Origin of the sequence: Streptomyces sp. NBC_01707, assembly GCF_041438805.1 — a bacterium.
Lineage (GTDB): Bacteria > Actinomycetota > Actinomycetes > Streptomycetales > Streptomycetaceae > Streptomyces.
This window is the reverse complement of sequence record NZ_CP109190.1, coordinates 509,092-529,307: the sequence shown is the minus strand read 5'-3', so window position 1 is coordinate 529,307 and position 20,216 is coordinate 509,092. Positions and strand designations below refer to the sequence as shown.

The window sequence follows — 20,216 nt, the reverse complement described above, 5'->3', positions numbered from 1 at the left end:
GAGCCGGATGATGAGTTCCATGGGGGCAGGGACGAACGTCCCCGCGTGGTCCCGTACTTGCCAGAGCTCTATCGGCAACCCGAACCGAACGGGGCACTCCCGCCGGCCCGTGCGACGCAATAGGTCCTGCGCCCGCTCCGAGAGCTGGGACGGGTCTTCCAGGATGTGCATCCTGAACTTCATTTCCGAAGTAAGGACGGATGTCAGGCAGTCACGGTACCCGACCCCGCCGCAGGCCTCGTCTCGACTTCGCGGGAAGCCATTCTGTGCGCTGCACCGCCGCAGGTGGTGCGACATTCCGCGAGTTCCGATGCGTACCGCTGAGTGACCGAAGCTGTGGCCGAGGGCTTCCCCTTCGAGTGCTCGGTCGGGCCGTGACGCTACTTCGGGGTTCCTGAAGCGTGGCCGGACTGCACGACGGATCCGAGGTCCGGCCGGAGGCGAGAAGGCGTTCTCGGCGTCGACGATCGTGTGCGACCTGCGGGACCTGCGCGAGTACCGGGATCGGATCTCGGCGAAGGAACCGGAACGGTTGGTGATCAAGCCGGAGCTCTCGCCCCTCCATGGTCACTGTCCGACTCCAACCCGTTATCGCGGGTCGCCGACCGGCCGAGTCGCGGCGCATCCCGCTTTCTCCAGGTGCGGCCAGGTGACCTTGGCGCCGGAGTCATCCCGCGCGCAGGCTGGAGGCATGGACACCATCGCGCTCGGAGACGTCGAGATCACTCGCGTGATTGAGCTCCCCGCGAGAGGCGGCGCCCGCCAATACATCTTCCCCGACGTGCCGGTGGAGCACTGGGAGGCGCATGAGAACTGGCTCGCCCCCACCTTCCTGGACCCGGCCGCCGACGAGGTCCGCACCACGATGCAGACCTGGCTGATCCGTAGCCAGGAGGGCCGGACGATCCTGATCGACACCGGAATCGGCAACGACCGGGAGCGCCCGGCCATGCCGTCCTTCCACCATCTGCACACCCACTACCTCGATGAGCTGGACGCGGCAGGGGTCCGCCCGCAGGACGTGGACACGGTGATCTGTACCCATGTGCACGGTGACCACGTCGGTTGGAACACCTGCCGGACGGACGACGGAGAGTGGCGGCCGACGTTCCCCAACGCCCAATACGTCATCTCGCGCGCCGACTTCGACTACTGGAACCCGGCCAACGGGCACCGGACCCGCTCCGGCCCCCGGATGGCCAACGTCTTCGAGGACAGTGTCGCTCCTGTGCACCGGTCCGGGCAGACCGTGCTGTGGGAGGGCGACCACTACGACATCGACGCCCAGCTCCGTATCGAGCCCGCCCCCGGCCATACGCCCGGATCCTCCGTCGTGTGGCTGCGGTCGGGCTCGGACAGGGCGTTGTTCGCCGGGGATCTGCTGCACAGTCCCCTGCAGATCGTGGAGCCGGACGACTGCCCCACCTTCGATGAGGACGAGCCGCGCGCACGGGACAGCCGGCGCCGGGTGCTGGGGGAGGCCGTGGACCGAGGCGCCCTGCTGTTCCCCGCGCACTTCCCCGGGCCGGGCGCCGTCGAGGTGCGGCGCGTCGGCGACCGGTTCGCGGTGAAGAAGTGGGCGGCATGGCGGTGAGGGTCGCGACCGCGACGGAACCGTCGTGCTCCGGCCGAGGGCTGCGCAGATTCGGAACAACCTCAATCCACCTGGAGGACCGCCCACAGGTGTGACCGCGCATCCCGTTGCCGCCGTTCACCAGCTGGGGAGCTGGAACGTTCCATGTGTAGAGGTTCTCGGGGCGGTCGTTCGGGAACGCCGAGGCCGCATCGTTCAGCGACTGTTCGAGGGCGACCGCCGGTCGGCGGCGCCACGGAGCTCCAGGTCCCGCGGATCCGCCATGGACCGTACACGCCCGCAGCGGAACTCCAACCCGATGACCTGCGGGCACCACCGGAACACGAGCGCGGTGCGCCGCCCGCTCTGGAGCGGGCGGCGCGCCGCCGGTCGCCGGTGAGACGGTCGGCCGGCGCCTGACCCCCTGCGCCGTCCGGGGGTCAGGCCGGGCGGGTGGCGGAGATTCCGCCGTCCACGTAGAGCGTGATGCCGTGGACCATGGCCGCGTCGTCGCCGGCGAGGTACAGGACACCCTTGGCGATGTCGTCCGGCCGGACGACGACGCCTGCCGGGGTGGTGGCGGTCATCGCGTCGAGCTCCGCGCGGGCCGCTTCGTTGCCCGGCGTGAGGGTCGCCCCGGGCGCGACGGCGTTCACCCGCACGCCGCGCGGCCCGTACTCCGCGGCCCAACTGCGGGTGAGCTGCTCGTCAGCCGCCTTGGTCGCGGTGTACATCGCCGCGTAGGGGCTGCCGACCCGGGCCATCCAGGAGCCGATGTTGACGATGACGCCGCTGCCCCGCTCGGCCATGGCCGGCGCCATCGCGGCGACCAGGACGTGAGGGGCACGGATGTTCACCGCGAGCATGGCGTCGAGGTCCGAGTCCGGCAGGTCCTCGGTCAGCGTCGCAGGGTAGACGCCCGCGTTGTTGACCAGGATGTCGACGCGTCCGCCGAGCGCATCGGTGGCCTCTACCGCGAAGGCGCGCAGCTGCTCGTAGCTGCCTGCCAGGTCCGCGGTGACGAAGTCGGCGCGGCCGCCGGCCTGCCTGATCTCCTCGACGACCCGCTGCCCGCGGGTCGGCTGCCGGCCGCTGAGGACGACGTGTGCGCCCTCGCCGGCCAGAGTACGGGCTATTGCCGCGCCGATACCGCTGGTCGAGCCGGTGATCACGGCGGTGCGGCCGGCCAGCCGGAAGCCGGGGGCGGTGGTTGCACTGTCATTCGTGCGAAGGGAAGTAGTCATGGGTCCCTTTCTAGGGCGACCCACAGGTACCGGACCAGGTCAGGACGAACCTGGGCACAGCAGGACCACCCAGGACTCGGGCAGCCCGCCTACCCTTGAGCCATGCCGCGCGACCGCGCCGCGCTCGGGGCGTTCCTCCGCTCCCGCCGGGACCGGCTCACCCCCTCCCAGGCGGGCATCGAACCCTTCCCCGGGGCCCGACGGGTGCCGGGGCTGCGGCGGGAGGAGCTCGCTGTGCTGGCCGGCCTGAGCCCGGACTACTACAGCCGGCTCGAACAGGGACGCCAGGCCAACATCTCCGCCGAGGTGCTCGACGCGTTGGCCCGGGCGCTGCGCCTGGATGAGGTCGAGCACGCGCATCTGCGCGACCTCGCCGCACCCACCGCCCGACATCGCGCCGCGACCCCGCACGCGGTCCAGCGCCCCGATCCCGGGCTGCTGCGGCTGATGCGCACGCTCGACCACGTCCCGGTGCTGCTGCTCGGCCATCGCGGCGAGGTCCTCGCCCGCAACGCCCTGCTGACGGAGGTGCTGGGCCGTCCGCTGGAGCCGGGGACATCGTTCGTCCGCTTCATGTTCCAGGACCCGGTCGCCCGCGAGCGGATCGTGAACTGGGCGGACTTCGCCTCGGCCACCGTCGCCACCATGCGTCGGGAGATCGCCCGCCGCCCGCACGACAACCGCCTCGCTGCGCTCGTGGACGAGTTGCGCAGCACTGACGGCGACGTCGCCCGGTGGTGGGACGACCACGCCGTCCGCGACTACGCGTCGGTGACCAAGCGCGTTCAGCACCCCGCCGCCGGCCCGATGTCTTTCGACATCGAGATCGTCTGCGCGCCGCACGAGCCGGACCAGCGGCTCGTCGTCTACACGACCGAGCCCGACTCCCCGACCGCCCGCGTCCTTCCGATGCTGGCCAGTTGGAACGTCGCACCTCATCCCTGACCAGGCCGGCACTCGCCGCTGCGGCGAGCGCTGTTGGCCTGCTCCTCGTGATCGACGTATCGGTCGTCCGGACGGTCCCGCATCATCACCCGCCAGGGGATCGGTCTACGACGTGGCTCGAACCCCTGGGCCTCGAGGGACCCAGGGGGCGATGTCAGCCGAGTGCCTTGTGGAGGGCGTCGAGGCCGTCTCGGTAGATCCCGGTGAACAGGGCGACCGCCTCGTCCTCGCTCGCCCCATGGGGGGTGAACCGTCCGGACCACTGCACCTCGGCTACGTCTTTCCGGCCGGCCACCTCATGCACGCGCAAGGTGGAGATGTAGCCGACGACCGGGAAGGGCGCTTCGAGGATGGCGTAGCTGTAGTGACGTTCTGTGTCGTCGAAATCCACGAGGCGCTCGACGATGGCCTCTCCGTCCGGATTGGCGAGCCGGCGGACGCGGCCGCCCTCCAGTGCCGCGCTCTCGGCGATGTACGGGAGCCAGTCGGGGAGGGAATCGAAGCCGCCGATCAGCTGCCACACGCGCTCGGGGGAGGCCGGTACAACTCGGCTCACTGATGTCGATGCCATGATTTTTCTCCAGAACTCGTTTCGTCTTCGGGAACGGTGGTTGGGCAAGCACTCAGGCGTTGCCGGGGAGCGGCGCCTGGGGGCTGACCAGGCCGGCCTTGCGGAGTTCGGCCCAGAAGTCGGCCGGGACGTTCTCGTTCAGGGCGGAGAGGTCTTCGGCGATGCGGCTGGGCTTGGTGGCGCCGGGAATGGCGGCGGCGGCGACCGGGTGAGCAAGGGCGAACTGCAGGGCTGCGGCCTTGATGCTCACGCCGTGCCGGTCGGCGATGTCCTTGATGCGTCGGACCTTCTCGATGATCTCCGGGGGTGCGTCCTGGTACTCGAAGTGGGTGCCGCCGGCCAGGATGCCGGAGCTGTAGGGGCCGCCGACCACCATGTCGACGCCCTGCTCGGCTGCCATGGGCAGCAGTCGCTGGAGGGCGTGGTCGTGGTCCAGCAGTGAGTAGCGGCCGGCGAGGAGGAACCCGTCGGGCTGCGGCTCGTCCAGGGCAAGGGTCAGTTCGACGGGCTCGGTGCGGTTGACGCCCAGCCCCCACGCCTTGATGACGCCCTCATCCCGCAGCCGGGACAGCACACGGAAGGCGCCGGTGCGGGCCTCCTCGAACTTCTGCAGCCACAGGTCGCCGTGGAAATCCTGGGCGATGTCGTGCACCCAGACGATGTCGAGGCGGTCCACGCCGAGCCGCTTCAGACTGCCCTCGATCGAACGCTTGGTGGCATCGGCTGTCCACTCGTGCACCATCTTGTTGGGGTTCCCGTGCTCGAACAGGCCGCCCTTCTCCCCAAGGTCACGCGAACCCGTCTCGAGCTCGTCCAGGATCACGCGGCCCACCTTCGTGGACAGGACGTACTGGTCCCGGTCCTTTCCGGTGAGAGCAGCGCCGAGACGCTCCTCGGACAGACCCGCGCCGTAGAACGGGGCCGTGTCGAAGTAGCGGATGCCCTGGTCCCACGCGGCCTGGACGGTCGCGGCGGCCTCCTCATCCGGGATGGCGCGGAACATGTTGCCCAAGGGAGCAGTCCCGAAGCCGATACGGTCGGAAAGGAGAGATGTGATGGTCATGGCAGGTCCTTGTACAGAGGGGAAACCGGATTTCCGGCCCTTCAGCCGGTCCGTCGTTCTTTCCTCTTCGACATTAGGATGGGCATATCAGACTGTCCAAGACTTCCTTGGGCACACTTGAGTCCCTTGAGGTCTTACATGCTTGACCTGCGGCAACTTCGCTATTTCATCGCCGTGGCCGAGACCGAACACGTCGGCCGCGCCGCCGAACAGCTCCATATCTCACAGTCCCCGCTCAGCCGACAGATCGCCCAGCTCGAGCAGAAGCTCGGCCTCGCCCTGTTCGAGCGCACCCAGCAGCGCATCCGCCTGACCCGTGACGGCGCGGTGTTCCTGAGCGAGGCCAGAGCGCTGCTGCGCCACGCCGACCGTCTGGAGAACCTCGGCCGCCGACTGGGCCGCGGGGAAGAGGGAGGCCTGTGCATCGGCTACGCGCCCGACGCCATGCACACGGGCGTGCTTCCCGGTGCGCTGCGCCGACTGCAGGAGGAGCGTCCCGGTATTCACGTCGCTCTGTACAACATGTCCGCCTCGGAGCAGTTCGAAGGGCTGCGCCAGCGCAGCCTTGACATCGCCCTGGTACGGGAACCACCGGACCGCGACGATCCTGTGCTGCGAGCGGCGCCCCTGCTGGAGGACCCCTTGCTGCTCGTCCTGCCGGCCGGTCACCCGCTGGCCGCACGGGACACGGTCACGGCTCAGGACCTGGACCGCCAGCCATGGATCGCCATCGAGGAGGAGGGCGACCCAGGATGGCGGGACGCGTTCGTCGCTTCATGTGTTGCCTCAGGCTTCACCCCCGACATCCGGCTCGACGCTCCGGAGCCCCTGACGGCGCTGGGCCTTGTGGCCTCCGGCCTCGGCCTGGCTCTGGTGCAGAAGAGCATGGTGCGAGGTGTGACGGATGCCGTGGTGGTACGTGAACTACCCTGGCGCGAGGCGTGCGTTCACCTGTGGGCCGTCTGGCACCACATCGACCTGCGCCCGGTTGTCTCCTCGTTCCGCGAGACGGTGCTGTCGCACGGGACGAGGAGCGAGGCACCGGCGGCCGCCTCAACGACGTGAGGACGGCGCCCTGAGCACGGCGGGTGTCTGCGCTGGCGGGAGCTGTCCGGTCGACCGTATGACCGCGACCTGAACAGAGGTCAGCAGGTCCCGGACCTCGACCGGACGACTCGTCGTAGGCCTCGCCCCACGAGCCTGTGGGAGACGTCTTGCCGGACAGCGAACAAGTGCCACATGCCGCAGGCTCGTCGATCACGCCGGGAGATCGCCCGGTACGGGAGTACTAGGGAGTGGTGGTCGCGGTGCGGTAGAACTCGCCTGCCGTGACAGTGACGGGGACGCCGAGTTCGGCGGCGACCGCGCTGATCGCGGTGGCGCCGACGACGAGGTCGGCTTGGCCGTCGGTGGTGAAATACGGTGCGATGAACCTCTCGTAGTGGGCTCGGGCTTCGTCTGCGGTGTGCCGGCCGAGGTACGTCTGGATGTGCCGCACCGTGATGTCGGGGTCGTTGTGGATCACCCGCAGAGCGCGTCGGTGGGCGCGTACGACGGCCTGGACCGCGGGGTCGTCCGGGTGGATGTAGGTGGGGTCGACGGCCACGCCCACGGTGGGGATCCGGAAGTGGTCGCCGACCCAGCCCAGCACCTGCCAGCCATGCTCGGCGGCGATCGCCTCCGGTGCCATGGTGCTGCCGACGAGGGCGGCGTCGATCGTGCCGTCGCGCAGCCGGCGCAGGTCCATGCCGTAGTCACCGGGCGGGCGGACAACGGTGTGGATGTCGCGGTCCGGGTCGAGGCCGGCCTGACGCAGCATGATCCGGGCGAAGCACCCGGGTGCGGTGTGGGGCGCGTGTACCGCCAGTCGTCGGCCGGCCAGGTCGGTCAGGGTGGTCAGGCCGGGGCGGGCTAGGAACCAGAACAGCGGGTGGTGGGTGTTGACATCGAGTGCGACCCAGGGGGTGCCATCGGTCAGCCGGGACAACAGTGCCCGGCCGAGCCCGATGGTGGCGCAGCGGCGGAGCCGCTCCTCGCCCCAGGTGCAGCCGTCGCGCAGCGCGACGTGGACGTCCTCCTCCGCGTAGTAGTCCTGCTGGTCGGCGATGTAGGCGGTCAGTTCCTCGTGCAAGCCCCGCCCGACATAGGCGAGATCGATCGTGTGCATGGATGCTTTTCCTTGATCGTGTCACCGTCGTGCGCCGCACGTGTCCGGGGCGCTGCGGTCCATGGTGCTGAGCGCTCGGTGGGCCGGTGCCGGCTGGACCGGGACGGAACGGCCCCGTGCGCGGGGGGACAGCGGCACGTCAGTCCATGGACATGCCGCCGTTGACCGCGGCCGTGGTGCCGGTCATGAAGGCGTTGTCCTCGCCTGCGTAGAAGGCGACCGCTTGGGCGACGTCGGCCGGGTACGCCAGACGGCCCAGGGGGGTGGCGGCCACCTGCCGCTGCTTTTGCGCATCGTCGAACACGTCATCCGCCATGCGTGACTCCACCGGGCCGGGGGCTACGACGTTGACCGTGATGCCCTGCGGGCCAAGTTCCTGAGCGAGGTACCGGGCGAACTGTTCCAGTGCGGCCTTGGCCGTGCCCAGTGCGATCATGCCCTCCCGAGGCCGGCGGCTGAGGCCGGTACCCAGATAGATGATGCGTCCCCAGCCCTGTTCGGTCATGGCGGGCAGGACAGCTTTCGTGACCGCGAACGCCGCATGCATCTCGGCGTCGAGCTTGCCGCCGAGTTCTTCCCACGTCATGTCCTGAAACGACTTGACCGCATACGGGATCAGCGCGTTGTGCACGAGCACGTCAACGCCGCCCCATGCCGATCGGACCTGCTCGACCATGCTCTCGACCGCCGCTGCCTCGCGCACGTCGGCCCGCACGGCCATGGCCTCGCCGCCTGCAGTCTCGATGCCGGCCACGACCTCTTCGGCTGACCTGCTGCTGCGGAGGTAGTTGACCACCACGCGCATCCCACGCGCGGCCAGCAGGCGCGCGATGGCCGCACCGATTCCACTGCTGGCTCCTGTCACCAATGCCACCCTGCCGGTTGCCCCGGTCACGGGCCACCTCCTGCTCATCATCGCGGGTCGTCGGAATGACCGCCCTGAGTCGTTCGTCGTCGGTGCCGGGGTGTGCTGAGCAGATCGCCCCTTACAGCACGGTGTCGCCGGTCGCCCACAACAGACCGGTCGCGCTCCCGTCGCACTTACGCGGCACCCAGGAGGTGAGCAGCCGTTCCGATGCGCAGCGGGTGACCTCACTCAGCAGCTCAGGCGGCGCCTCCGCCGGCAGTCCCCGCCGGTGCCCGTCCCGGAACAGCTCGTCGACCCGCTGGCAGACCACCGCGTCCACGCACTGCCCCACGTACTGGCGCAGCATCGCATCCCCCCGCCCGTTGCGAGCCGAGCCGCGCCGATCTGCCCGAGGTCACTGCTTGCCGCGGTCAGCCCCGCACACCGAACGGCTGCCCCTCCACGTCCTGGGCCACCACCGGCGTGCGCTCCACGATCCCGCTCGTGAGCCCGTGAGCCCGTGAGCTCGGGACGAGTAGGAAGATGTTCCACCGTCATCTCCCGGACAGGCGCAGCCTGCTTCCCGCCGTGTTGGATCATCACCGGAGACCGGAGCTCAACGGTCGGCGCCCCGCAGACGTCGAAGCAGCAACCGACTCAACATCGACAGGGGCAGCCGTCGCTCGCTCAGCAGCGATGCGATCGGAAGAACACTCGTGTCCGCACCAATCGGAGCAACAGGAGGTACGGGTCAGCCCGACGGGCGGCGCACCGTCACACCGTGATCACCCCGCCCGATCCGACCACCCCGCGCCCCGGTCTCGAGCCCTTCCGTGCACGGTGACGGCCGAACGTGCCAACTTGTTGGCGTGCCTCTCACCGGTCCACCCAGGTGCCACCGTCCGTCCTGAGCGAAGTGCTGGGTGTCTCGATCACGAGCGCAGCGTCCCCTGCCTGGATGGGGCTCCGGCGCGAGCTCGCCGAAGTCATTCACCAACTGCGCCAGGAGTGCCTGGGTGTCATCGATGACGAGGACTTTCCTCATGTCCTGGCGGAGGTGCGCGCCGCGGTCCCGGGTCTGGCCTCCCTGCCGTTCCTGCAGCCGCCGTCGGGCGGAAGCCCGACGGCATCACCACAGCCGCTGCGCAGATGCGCCGTCCCGCAGATGACCAAGGAGAGAGAATCTAGGCGACGTCGTCCTCATTGTCGTCGAGCTCGCGCATGACCTTCCGTTCGATCGCCTCGACGTCGTAGCGGGCGTCGGGGTTCCCGCCGGCCGCACGCACCGCGCCGCGGACCAGAGCGAGGTAGAACAGCGCCGGCGCGCACGGCGTCCACTTCTCCTCGGGCTCCTCGCGCATGAACCGCAGGACGGACTCCGGGTTCGCGGAGACGAAGGCGTGGCGGTCGTGCTCCCACTTGTCCTCCACGCCCCGGCTCCAGCGCTCGCGCAGGTCGTCCTCGGACAGGTCGGTGACCACGGCCCGGAAGAACGCGGCCCACTGGTTGTTGCGCAGATCGAACCCGAACCCGAGCAGTTCGAGGTCGACGTCGTCGGAATCCAGGACAGCCAGTTCCTCGCGCAGCGCCCGGCGGGCAACAGCGTGCAGGCTGACGCGCCCATCGGGGGAGAGATCGTGGTTACGGGCGAGGCCCTCGTTCGCGGACGAGTTCCACTTCGACGTGTTCGGCCCCACGACCCGGGCGCTGCGGTGGGAGAACAGCATCTTGCCGTCCTTGCCCGTCTCCAGGGCGACGTTGATGCCGAAGCTGCAGAACATGAACTCGGGAGCGTCGAAGAGATCCCGCCCGTCCATGTACTGCTGACGCAAAGTCAGGCCGTTCGGCTGCTTGCGATCCAGGTTGATGGACGTGGTGAGGAAGTCGAAGTAGTCGGCGTCGCAGAGCGTCAGGGTGGTGACCGGGTCCTCGGCCGTGTGGGTCCGGGTGACGACCAGACGCCGCACCGCGAACCGCGGGTTGTTCCAGCGGTGTGGCTCGCCGGCCGCTTCCTTGACGGCCTCCTCGGCCTCGATCTCGCGACGCCACTCGGCGATCTCCTCGGGGAGCTTGACCGACTCGGGCACGTACCTCACCCGCATGTTCTCCTCGGCGATCGGGCGCGTCCCGTCGCCTTCGAAGACGTGGCAGTCGGTCCGGCGTCCCACCACGGTGAAGCGGTCCCTTGAGGTCATCAACGTGCCCTTCTCGAGGCTTTGTTGGCGATCACGCGACACACGTCACGGAGATCCACCAGTATAGGTGCGGGAGGGGCTACGGGATGTCGCTCGAGTTCGAGATCAGACGCGAAGAGCTACGGACGTCCGGCCTGGTCGGAACGGTGGCCATCGCCGAGTACGGCGAGCAGGGTGGGCTGCGGGACCGCAAGCATGTGCTGCACGCCCGTGAGCGGTTCATTCGGCTGTGCGACCAGCTCGGCTTCGGCAGGGCGGAGAAGCTGGAAGGAGACGGCACGCGGGCGGCGGTGGAGGTAGGCCTCCACCGATTCGTCGCCGCCGAGGCCGACCGGAAGATCCTCTACTGGACCGGGCACGGCCACGCCACCGACGACAGCTACGTCCTTGCGTGCCGGGACAGCTACAGGCTGGGCACTCCGCATCCCGACCCCCGTCTCGCGATGCCGTTCGACATGCTGATGGTCGAACTCTCCCGAGTGCAGGGCTCCGAACTCCTGGTGGTCATCGACGCCTGCGAATCGCAGCGCACCCTGCACGGCAGCCGATCACTCCACGACGCTCTGCGCGGCGCCCGCAGGACCGGTCTGTCAGCGGACGGTTTCGTGGTGCTGGCCACCGCGGGCGCCGACCGCCCTGTGGAGGAGAGCCTCTGGGTGGACTGGCTGCATCAGGCCCTGGACGACCCTCAGCTCGAACTCGACGGAACCGTAAGGCCATTCGAGCGGACGGCGCCCTTCCTTCTGATGCCGGACCTGCTGGAGGCGATCGACCGACGTGCCCAGGCCGCGGGTTTCGAGGATGCCGCGATGCGACCGGCGTTCAGCGAAATCCACTCCTTGAGCCGCCGGTTTTTACACAACCCGCACTTCGATGCGATCGGCCCTGTCTACCGCCCCGCCGTGCTGCCCCCGGACCGCGAGCCCTGGCTCACCTCCCACCGACTCGGCCCGATCACCGGCGGCATACAGCCGCATCAGTTCTCCGGCCGCGTGCGCCCGCTGAGCCGGCTCGCCACCTGGATGGCCTCCCAGAGCCGCGGCATGCTCGTGGTCACCGGCCCTGCCGGCACCGGAAAGACCGCGCTCCTCGCCCGCCTGGCCCTGCTCTCCGTACGCCGCCTGCGGCAGGCCCTGGACTCCGTGCCACCGCCGCAGACCGTGCCGCCGCCCGGCTCCGTCCACGGCGCGGTGTCCTGCCACGGCGCTTCGTTGCACTCCCTGGCCGCGTCCCTGCTGAACGCGCTGGCCCCGCTCGGCGTCGAGGTGCCGGAGGAGGCGGCCATCACCGCGCAGGCTGCCGTGGACCGGATCGGCACGGCGGTGCCACGGATCGGCGGCATCACGCTGCTCGTGGACGGGCTGGACGAGGCCATGCCCGGGCAGGCCCACGAGATCGCGCGCCGCCTGCTGAACCCGCTCTCCCGGTGCCCCGGTGTGAAGGTGATCGTCGGCACGCGTGCCCACCCGCGTCGACCGATGGACGGCGAGGCGCGCGAGTCGTTACTGGACGCGCTGGACCGCTCCTCACCCGACCTTGTGCTCGACCGTGACCGGGAGACGGAACGCGACATCGCGGCGTTGGTGGCATCCCTGCTCGACGACGTCCCCGGATCGCCGTACGCCGGTCCGGACGCCGAGGCACTGCGGCGGGAGGCTGCGGCACAGGTGGCGCGGCAGTGCGGCCGCAGATTCCTCGTCGCCCGTCTGGTGGCCCAGGCCCTGGCCCGGCGGCCGGAACCACTGTCCGCGGAGCAGTTGGACTCCTTCGTCCGGCACGGGGGCGACGAACTCCGTGAGCGCATGACGGACGAGCTGAACGTCCTCGACCCCGGCGACCGCGGTCGCTACGCCGAGCTGTTACTGCCGCTGGCCGTGGTCCAGGGCCCTGGCCTGGCCGACCGCGAGCTGTGGCTGCACCTGGCCAACAAGCTGCGCCGGAGGGGCACTTCCGAGATCATGCGCGTGATGCTCGACGGCATGCTCCAGCGGCTCAAAGGCGTGCTGATCACGACGGAACGCCGGCCGGGGCAGGAGCCGCTGCACCGGCTCGATCACGCCAGTTACGGCACCGCACTCCTGGAGCGCGCCCGGCTGAGCGAGGCGGCGGCGCACCGCCGCGTCTTCGACGCCCTGTACCGGCGGGCAGGCGACTGGGACCAGGCAGACGAGTACACCCTGACCTACCTGGGCGCGCACGCGGCCCAGATCCCGGCGAGCCTCGACGACCCACCGGACGAGCAGCACCCGCTCGAGCAGCTTTTCTGCGACCCGGGGTTCCTGGTGCGCACGGAGCCCGACGTGATGATGCCGCTCACCGGGCGGCTGATCGGCACCTGTGACGGTGCCGCGCTGTACCGGCGGGTCGCTGCCAGGTTTAAGAGCCACACCTCGCAGGACCAGCGCCGGGCAATGCTCGGCGCCGAGGCGTTCGTGGGCCACCCAGACACCCACGAGACGCTCGGTCGGCTGCCGGGCTTCGCCGAGCAGGTCTGGCGGGAGGTGTGGACCGACGCGGTCCCGCAACCGCCGGAACTGGCACTGCCTGCGCCGCTCGGCGGCGCCCTCGCCCTGAGCTGGAGCCGGGCCGCGGGTGGCACGATCTCCGTCGCCGGGCGCGGCGAGATCGTCACCCGCCGCGCCGACACGGGCGCCTATCTGCACACCAGGCGCCCTGACGACGGGCGGACGGCGGGGTCGGTGTTCGCCGAGGTCCGCGAGGTGACCGCACGGGGTGGGCGGATCACCGTGTCCCACGACGGACGGTGGCTGCACCTGTGGTGGGGCGACGAGCGCCGGCCCCGCAGAAGTTACACCTGGGACGGCCGGATCGGCGCTCTCGACGCCGCCCGCTGCGACGACGGGGTGCAGATCGTCGCGGCGGACGGAAAGTGCGTGTGGGCCTGGCGCTGTGCCGTGGCGCCCCGGAGTGCCGAGCCGGAGCAGGACATACGCTACGACGTCCTGCCGGTCGCGGCCGAGCGGGTGGCGCTGTTGAGCCTGCGGGACCGCTGCTTTCTGCTCACCGCGGGCGACACTCTGACCTTGCACGAGCTGAACGGCAAGCTGTACGGCGATCAGGACCTGGTGCGGGCGCGATGGAAGGTGCCCGCGGCCTCCGGCCGGTGCCTTGCGGTCTCCGCACTGCCCGAGGATGCCGAACGCGGGCTCGTCGCGGTCTCCGAGGCCACCTCGGACGGTGAACGGGTCACTGTGTGGCGCGTCACCGCGCAGGGACACACGCCGCCGGTGGTCACCCGGCTGCGCCAGTACGACTCCGTGGCACGGGAGCTCACCCTCGGGCGGCGCGGCGACTTACCGCTGCTCGCCCTGCACGAGGGTCACCGCGTGAGGGTGCACAGCCCCACCGACGACACGATCGAGGCCGTGCTGGAACTTTCCAACGAGCGCAGCGGCCTGGCGTTCGACCCCGCTGGCACCGGATGGCTGGCCGTCGGTGACGGCGACGACGTAAGGGTGATCGACACCGCGGTGCCGGCGGCGGCCGGCGCACTGCCCCTGCCTCGGCGCAGTGAGCCCTGGCCGAGGCCTGCCGTCACGACGGACGGGTCCGGGAACGTCATGCTGCTGGGGCGAGCAGCCGGCCGGCAGGTGATGGTGGGCCTGCATCACCCGGTGCGCGGGCGGGCCGGAGAAGGCCTGGTCCTCCCGTGCGAGTCGCGCGTGACCGCCGTCGCCGCCCTGGGGCACGACGATGGATGGACCGTGGCCGCCGCGGCGGGTCGCCGGGTCCGTGTGTGGCGCCTCGACTCGTCGTTGACGGTGCAGGCCGAGGACACGGTCGTTGACCTCAGCGGCGACGCCGGGGACACCATCCCGGGGCTGGCTCTGGTGTCTGGTCCGTCCGGCGGCCTCTGGCTGTTCGTGCCCGAGGGCAGGCGGGTGGTGCCCTTCCTGCGCAAGGGCGCCGGCTGGGCACCCCAGGGGGCCATCGAGGCCGCCCAGATCCGGGTGTGTGACGTGGCCGCGTACACGGCCTCAGGGCGGACCTGGGTCGCGGCGCACTGCGGCGACGCGCTGAGCTTGTGGGAAAGTACCGAGCAGGGCGGCTTCACCCGCCTCGGAACGCGTCGCGCCGAACCCGATTCCCGCGCGGGCATCGCTCTGACCTGCCAGTACGAAGACGGTGAGTTGTTGCCCATCGTTGCTTGGAGCGAGGCGGGCTCCGGGCGCCTGGCGGAGTACGACGGGGACTCGCCCGCGCGCCACTTCTCCAGCCCCCACGGCACCCCCACCGCCCTGGCCTTCGCCGGCACCTTGAGGCGCCCCCTGCTGCTGGCATTCGGCGGCGAAGGGACAGTCGCCGTCCGGGACGTCGTGGACAGGAGGTGGGTGACGGGACTGACCGTCCCGTACCGCGGTGCCGCCGTACACACGGCGAACGCCTTGCACATCACGCGGCACGGCCTGTCGCTGTTCTTGCAGGGCCGTGATCGGTGTGACCAGGTGAGGATTCCCCCGGATCGCCTCGGGACCGCCGTCGGCCGCGCGTGACCGGGGCGACGGAATGACTGCCGGGCCGGTGGTCGGCCCCAGGAGAGAAACGAAGACGGAGAACCCACCATATGAACCACGACCTGGTTGTCTTCGTGCCGGGCATCCTCGGCACGCGTCTGACCCGCGACGGCAAGGACCTGTGGAACCAGTCGAAACAGGCGCTGCTGAGTCTGCGCAGCCCGCGCAAAGTCGTGGACGGTCTGTTGCTGCCACCCGGCATCCGCGACCAGGCGCCCGACGGACCGTACGCGTTGGAGGCCAACCGGCTGCTGAAGGGTCCCGAAGCGCTGCCCGGGTTCCTGTCCTGCATCGGCTATCCCGACGTGCGGGCGGCGCTGGGCTGGAACGACGGACAAGCCGACCAACAGCTCCACCCGAAACAGTACTTGGTATTCCCCTATGACTGGCGGCTGTCGAACCGGCTCACCGCCCAGCGGCTGAAGGAGCAGCTCGACAGCTCTCTGGACGAGTGGCGGTCGATCGCTCCGGGCGTGTATCCGGAGGCCCACGACGATCCGCCCAAAGTCGTTCTGATGTGCCACTCCATGGGCGGGCTCGTCGCCCGCTACTACCTCGAGTGCCTCGGCGGCCGTGAGGACGCCCGCGCGCTGGTCACCTTGGGTACGCCCTTCCAGGGAGCGGCGAAGGCGGTCCGTGTCCTCACCGGTCATGCGTTGGAGCCCCGGAACCTGGCCACCCGAGCCGCTCAGCGGGTGCTGTCGGTCAACGAGAGACTCGCCGCACTTGCCAGGTCGTTTCCATCCGTCGCCCAATTGCTGCCGTTCTACGAGTGCGTGGTGAAGGAGGACGGACGCAGGAAGCGGCTGAACCGCGTGGCCGTACCCGATCTGCCGTCCGAACTGGTGCGGGAGGCGTTCGCCTTCCACGACGAGATCAACGACGCGTGGGACCGAAACCAGGTCGGACTTGCCGCACCGCCGTACCGAGTGCACTGCTTCGCCGGCCGGGCACACCCCACCGTGGCCGGCGTCGTCGTGGGTGTCGACGGCGGCCTCACGTTCCCGACGCGCCTCGACAACGACCGGGACTGGGGCGGGGACGGCACGGTGCCTGGCGGGTCGGCCTTTGCCTCGTGGGTGCTGGAGCGCGAAGACGACGCGCTGTGGAACGGGGAGCGTCATGCCGGGATGGCCGGCGCGGAGGCTCTGCGGAACCAGCTGATGGCGATCCGCCGCAGCAGGCTGGCCCGGCAGATGCTCGCGGGCGAAGCCGACTTCGGTCTCGAGGCGCCCGAAATGGCGGTGGCGGGTGAGCCGTTCACCGTCCGGGCGAGCGGCCCGACCGTCACCGGCCGGACGCTCTGGGCGCGGCTGACCGCTCCGGGGCTGCCGACGAACGACGCCAGGCCCGTGACGCTGCTGCCGGACGGGACGGGTGAGCTGGTTGCCGAGCTCACGGCGGCCGAGGGGACGTGGGTGCTGGAGGTTGAGGCGGATCGCCCGTACGGGGTGTGCCACGAGGTCGTCACCGTCGCTGGGGTGTGAGGCTGCCCGGTCCTGTGTCGGGGCTGGTCACCGTCGGCGTGCGGCGACCAGCCGACTCGTAGGCGAACGAACACCACCAGCTGTGCCCGGTCCCGGGCGCCCGGCTGGGGCATGGCGCGACCGATGTGGGTCTTGACGGCCAGCGCGCGGGGCGGTTCGACGGCTGGCTGCGGCCGGTGTCGATCTCCTACGGACGGAGACGCTGATCGTAGGGCCACAATTGATCACTCGTCCCATCCGGCAACGGCGCCGTGGCACGGCGCCAGGGCGAGCGCCGACGGACGGACGAGCGGTGTCGGTGGTCGCCGGTAGCCTTCTTCGGGTGATGGTGGGCACCGAGTACACGAGGTTGGTGGTCCTACGCGGCAACAGCGCCTCGGGCAAGTCGTCCGTCGCGGCCGGCATCCGCGACCGCTTCGGCCGCGGCCTGGCGCTCGTCGGCCAGGACAACCTGCGCCGGATCGTGTTGCGCGAGCGGGACCGGCCCGGCGCGGCGAACATCGGTCTGATCGACCTGACGGCCCGCTACGCCCTCGACGCGGGTTACCACGTGGTGCTCGAAGGCATTCTCTACGCCGACCACTATGGGGGCATGCTCGACCGGCTGCGCGCCGACCACCGCGGCCCGACCCACGGCTACTACCTGCACGTGCCGTTCACGGAGACCCTCGCCCGGCACGCCACCAAGCCGATCGCGAACGACGTCGGGGAGGAGGCGCTGCGCGACTGGTACCGGGAACGTGATCTCCTGCCCGGCGGCGTCGAGACCGTCATCGGCGCGGACAGTTCCCTGGCCGAGACTGTCGACCGCATCATGGTCGAAACCGGCTTGCTGGGCCTCCCCGCCCTCGAATAGGGGCGCGGCGAGCTGCTCCCGGCGGCCTGTGACGCTGATAGTCGGCTGGCCGCCTCCGCGCAGGCGATGGTTTCCGCGATCAGGGCCGGCAGATGCTCCAGGGCCCGGCTGCGGGACCTTCGCGATCTACACCGTGTGCCGCCAGCTGCCGGCTTCCTGCGTACCGGGGGTTTCTACGGCTAACCTCCGCAGCATGCTGCGTATCGTCGACGTCCGCACCGGCCGCCTGGTGGAGATTCCCTCCGCGCACCGCCACCTCCTGCGCATCTGCGTCCATCTGCCGGTCGTCGGCGACGGGATCGGCGCGCTGCACCTGCGTGTGCTGCTGCTCGGCGACGTACTGGCGCGCACCGCTGAGCTGCACGGCCTGCAGGCCCTCACGGTACTCACGGCGGGGGACCTGCCGAAGGAGCAACTTCAGGCGCTCGACCGGGTCATGGCCGTACTCGGCATCCATCCGCCCGCCACCGTCCGTGCTCACGAACCGTGTGAGACACCGAGCGCCGCTGCCGACGTGCACGTGCTCGCGCACGGTGCCGACCAGCAGGACAGCGTCGGCGGGGTACGGATCGACGTGGGCCAGGTCCGCACAGCACCCCCGGAGGAGGGCGGCCCGGGCTCCCTGGACGCAGCCGTCCCGGAGGCCGATCCGCTGGCTCTCAGGATGCTGCTGCTCGGCCATGCCCACCGTACGCCCGTCATGGTCACGGGTACCGCGCTCGCCGAGGCCCGGCGGACACTGCGGCACTGGCGGCAGCTGGTGGCCGACTGGGCGCAGGAGCCATCCAGGCCGATCCCTGCCGACCTGGTGCAACGGGCTCATGCCGCGCTCGCCGACAACCTTGGCTCCCCAGCCGTCCTGGACATGCTGCGCAATATGGAGAGCGACGCGGACGTGCCGGCCGGTGCCAAGTTCGAGACGTTCGCCCATCTCGACCGGGTCCTCGGGCTGGACCTCGCACGCGAGGTCGGCCACCAACACCCGGCGACACCATGACCTCGGGCGACGCTTGACACCACCGCGCGTATCAGCGCATGGACGGCAACGGTTCTGGACGACATGCTCAGGCCGTGGTGGCGGGTTGGTCGGGTGTGGGTGTGTGCTCGGCCCAGATGGTCTTGCCGTGGTGGTTGTGGCGGGTTCCCCAGCGTTCGGCGAGTTGAGCGATGATGAACAGTCCGCGCCCGCTCTCGTCGAAGGTGCAGGCCCGGCGCAGGTGCGGGGAGGTGCTGCTGCCGTCGGCCACCTCGCAGACCAGGCTCCCGGCGTGGTGGATCAGGCGCAGCTGGATGGGGGGTTCGGCGTGGCGGATGGCGTTGGTGACCAGTTCGCTGACGATGAGTTCGGTGGTGGGGGCGGCGTCCGTCAGGCCCCAGGCGGCCAATTTCTCCGTGATGTGGGTGCGGGCGTGGGAGACGGAAGCCGGGTCGGCCGGCAGGTCCCAGGCGGCGACGGTGTGGGTGTCCAGGGCATGGGTGCGGACGGCGAGGACGGCGGCCTCTGGTGCGGGGAGCAGGGCGTCGAGGGCGGATCGGCAGGTGGCGTCCAGGCTGGGCTCGGGCCGGGCCAGTGCGCTGGTCAGCTTCTGGCTGTCGAGTTCATCAGCGGTGGCGCTGTGTGTGTACAGCAGGAGCCGGCTGCCTTCGGGGAGGTCCACACCGGTGGCTTCGAAGGGCAGGTCCGTCTGCCCGAGGGGTGGGCTCTCGGGCAGGTCCACGGTCGTGACCGTGCCGTCGGGTGTGACGACGGCGGGTGGCGGGCCTCCGGTGCCGGCGAGCGTGCAGTGGCAGGTGATCGGATCGTAGACCGCGTACAGGCATTCGGCGCTGACCGTGGTCTGGGTGTCGTTGCCCTGTATGCGGGTGCGGATGTCGGGTCGGAGCCGGGCGAGGACATCGTTGAGATGGGTGAGCAGTTCCTCGGGCTGCAGGTCGATGTCGGCCAGGGTGCGTACCGCGGCGCGGAGTTCGGCGGCGGTGGCGTCGGCGCCCGGTCCGGTCACGGTGCCGATGACGAGCCCGACCCGGGCGCCGGACAGCGGGATGGCGTCGAGCCAGTGGGCGCGCATGCCCAGGTGGTCGCATCCGGTCCGGTAGTGACCGGCCAGTTCTACGACTGCGGGTTGCGGCAGCGCTGCGGGCACGATGCCGGGGGGTGGGGCAGGCACGGCACGCGGTGTGTCGGGGGCGTTGTCGGCCTGCCTGTTGGCCGGGCGGGGCAGGGTGGGCTGGTTCGGGGCGGCCGTGGCGGGCACGTACGGCAGATACGGCCGCGCCCGGTAGATGACGAGGCTGAAGACGAAGGACAGCGCCACTGCGGCGATGACGGCGGTCCGGCCACCGGCGGATACGCCGCGGATGGCGAAGCCGTAGGTGGCGATGCTGGCAGCCAACGTGACGATGCCGATGATCAAGGAGCGCCGTAGGGGCAGGAGGGCGGCGGCCGTGACGGGGACGAGCACGGAGAGTCCCGACCAGCGGACGAGGCCGCCCGCGGATTCCTCGAGTTGCACAGTGCACGATGCGCCGATGTAGACGATGAGCAGCGCGCACAGCCGCCCGTTCAGTCGCGTGACGGTCATTGTCGTCATCGCCTTTCACTAGGTGGTGCGTCGTGCCGGGAGCTCCCGGGGGGTGCCGGTGCGCCCGGCTCCGCGTGGCCGCGGGGTGGCGGCCTTCGAGGGGGATCCCGGGTTCGGCTGGATCGCCGGTGAAGGGGCAGGTACGTACGGT

The 20,216-nt window shown here is 70.2% G+C and carries 15 protein-coding genes; 7 read left to right on the top strand and 8 right to left on the bottom strand.

Translation table 11 applies throughout. From position 1 onward, the window contains the following. The first annotated feature begins 691 nt into the window (after positions 1–691). Positions 692–1,594 (top strand): MBL fold metallo-hydrolase, encoded by a 903-nt coding sequence (locus OG963_RS02505; RefSeq protein WP_093771411.1) that lies wholly within the window; start codon positions 692–694, stop codon positions 1,592–1,594. 419 nt (positions 1,595–2,013) lie between these two features. On the opposite strand, the gene OG963_RS02500 is transcribed toward OG963_RS02505, so the two are convergent. Then, the gene (locus OG963_RS02500) at positions 2,014–2,817 is read right to left on the bottom strand and encodes an SDR family NAD(P)-dependent oxidoreductase (RefSeq protein WP_093771413.1); all 804 of its coding nucleotides are present in this window, start codon (positions 2,815–2,817) and stop codon (positions 2,014–2,016) included. Positions 2,818–2,919: 102 nt separating this feature from the next. Here OG963_RS02500 and OG963_RS02495 point away from each other — a divergent pair, with 102 nt between their 5' ends. Beyond that, positions 2,920–3,762, top strand: a complete 843-nt coding sequence (locus OG963_RS02495; protein ID WP_371798280.1) for a helix-turn-helix domain-containing protein — start codon at positions 2,920–2,922, stop codon at positions 3,760–3,762. 154 nt (positions 3,763–3,916) lie between these two features. On the opposite strand, the gene OG963_RS02490 is transcribed toward OG963_RS02495, so the two are convergent. Together OG963_RS02490 and OG963_RS02485 are read right to left on the bottom strand one after the other, a co-directional pair. Beyond that, positions 3,917–4,333: an SRPBCC family protein gene (locus OG963_RS02490; RefSeq protein WP_093771417.1), complete on the bottom strand. Its 417-nt coding sequence runs from the start codon at positions 4,331–4,333 to the stop codon at positions 3,917–3,919. A 52-nt stretch (positions 4,334–4,385) separates the two neighbouring features. Next, a complete protein-coding gene (locus tag OG963_RS02485) occupies positions 4,386–5,396 on the bottom strand; it encodes an aldo/keto reductase (RefSeq protein ID WP_371798279.1) in 1,011 nt (336 codons plus the stop codon). Between the two features lie 138 nt (positions 5,397–5,534). Here OG963_RS02485 and OG963_RS02480 point away from each other — a divergent pair, with 138 nt between their 5' ends. Then, positions 5,535–6,461, top strand: coding sequence for a LysR substrate-binding domain-containing protein (locus tag OG963_RS02480; protein WP_371800253.1), 927 nt, complete (start codon positions 5,535–5,537; stop codon positions 6,459–6,461). A 223-nt stretch (positions 6,462–6,684) separates the two neighbouring features. Here the strand turns inward: OG963_RS02480 and OG963_RS02475 are convergent, their stop codons facing one another. The 4 genes from OG963_RS02475 to OG963_RS02460 form a co-directional block, all read right to left on the bottom strand. Continuing rightward, a complete protein-coding gene (locus OG963_RS02475; protein ID WP_319740861.1) occupies positions 6,685–7,563 on the bottom strand; it encodes an ABC transporter substrate-binding protein in 879 nt (292 codons plus the stop codon). Between the two features lie 139 nt (positions 7,564–7,702). Then, positions 7,703–8,458 (bottom strand): SDR family NAD(P)-dependent oxidoreductase, encoded by a 756-nt coding sequence (locus tag OG963_RS02470; protein ID WP_371798278.1) that lies wholly within the window; start codon positions 8,456–8,458, stop codon positions 7,703–7,705. Between the two features lie 91 nt (positions 8,459–8,549). Further along, on the bottom strand, positions 8,550–8,777 hold the full coding sequence (locus OG963_RS02465; RefSeq protein WP_319740863.1) for a hypothetical protein: 228 nt from the start codon (positions 8,775–8,777) through the stop codon (positions 8,550–8,552). Positions 8,778–9,594: 817 nt separating this feature from the next. After that, on the bottom strand, positions 9,595–10,605 hold the full coding sequence (locus OG963_RS02460) for a translation initiation factor 2 (RefSeq protein ID WP_093771429.1): 1,011 nt from the start codon (positions 10,603–10,605) through the stop codon (positions 9,595–9,597). 86 nt (positions 10,606–10,691) lie between these two features. Here OG963_RS02460 and OG963_RS02455 point away from each other — a divergent pair, with 86 nt between their 5' ends. From OG963_RS02455 to OG963_RS02440, 4 genes are all read left to right on the top strand, one after another. Next, a complete protein-coding gene (locus OG963_RS02455) occupies positions 10,692–15,119 on the top strand; it encodes an AAA family ATPase (RefSeq protein ID WP_371798277.1) in 4,428 nt (1,475 codons plus the stop codon). Positions 15,120–15,190: 71 nt separating this feature from the next. Further along, complete coding sequence (locus tag OG963_RS02450; RefSeq protein ID WP_093771432.1) at positions 15,191–16,627, top strand: hypothetical protein; 1,437 nt, start codon at positions 15,191–15,193, stop codon at positions 16,625–16,627. Positions 16,628–16,952: 325 nt separating this feature from the next. Next, positions 16,953–17,483 (top strand): kinase, encoded by a 531-nt coding sequence (locus OG963_RS02445; protein WP_093772239.1) that lies wholly within the window; start codon positions 16,953–16,955, stop codon positions 17,481–17,483. A gap of 193 nt (positions 17,484–17,676) precedes the next feature. Continuing rightward, positions 17,677–18,480 carry a hypothetical protein gene (locus OG963_RS02440; RefSeq protein WP_093771434.1) on the top strand — a complete coding sequence of 268 codons (804 nt, stop codon included), beginning with the start codon at positions 17,677–17,679 and terminating at the stop codon, positions 18,478–18,480. A gap of 67 nt (positions 18,481–18,547) precedes the next feature. Here OG963_RS02440 and OG963_RS02435 read toward each other — a convergent pair whose 3' ends face one another. Further along, positions 18,548–20,065 carry an ATP-binding SpoIIE family protein phosphatase gene (locus OG963_RS02435; RefSeq protein ID WP_319740948.1) on the bottom strand — a complete coding sequence of 506 codons (1,518 nt, stop codon included), beginning with the start codon at positions 20,063–20,065 and terminating at the stop codon, positions 18,548–18,550. Positions 20,066–20,216 lie beyond the last annotated feature (151 nt).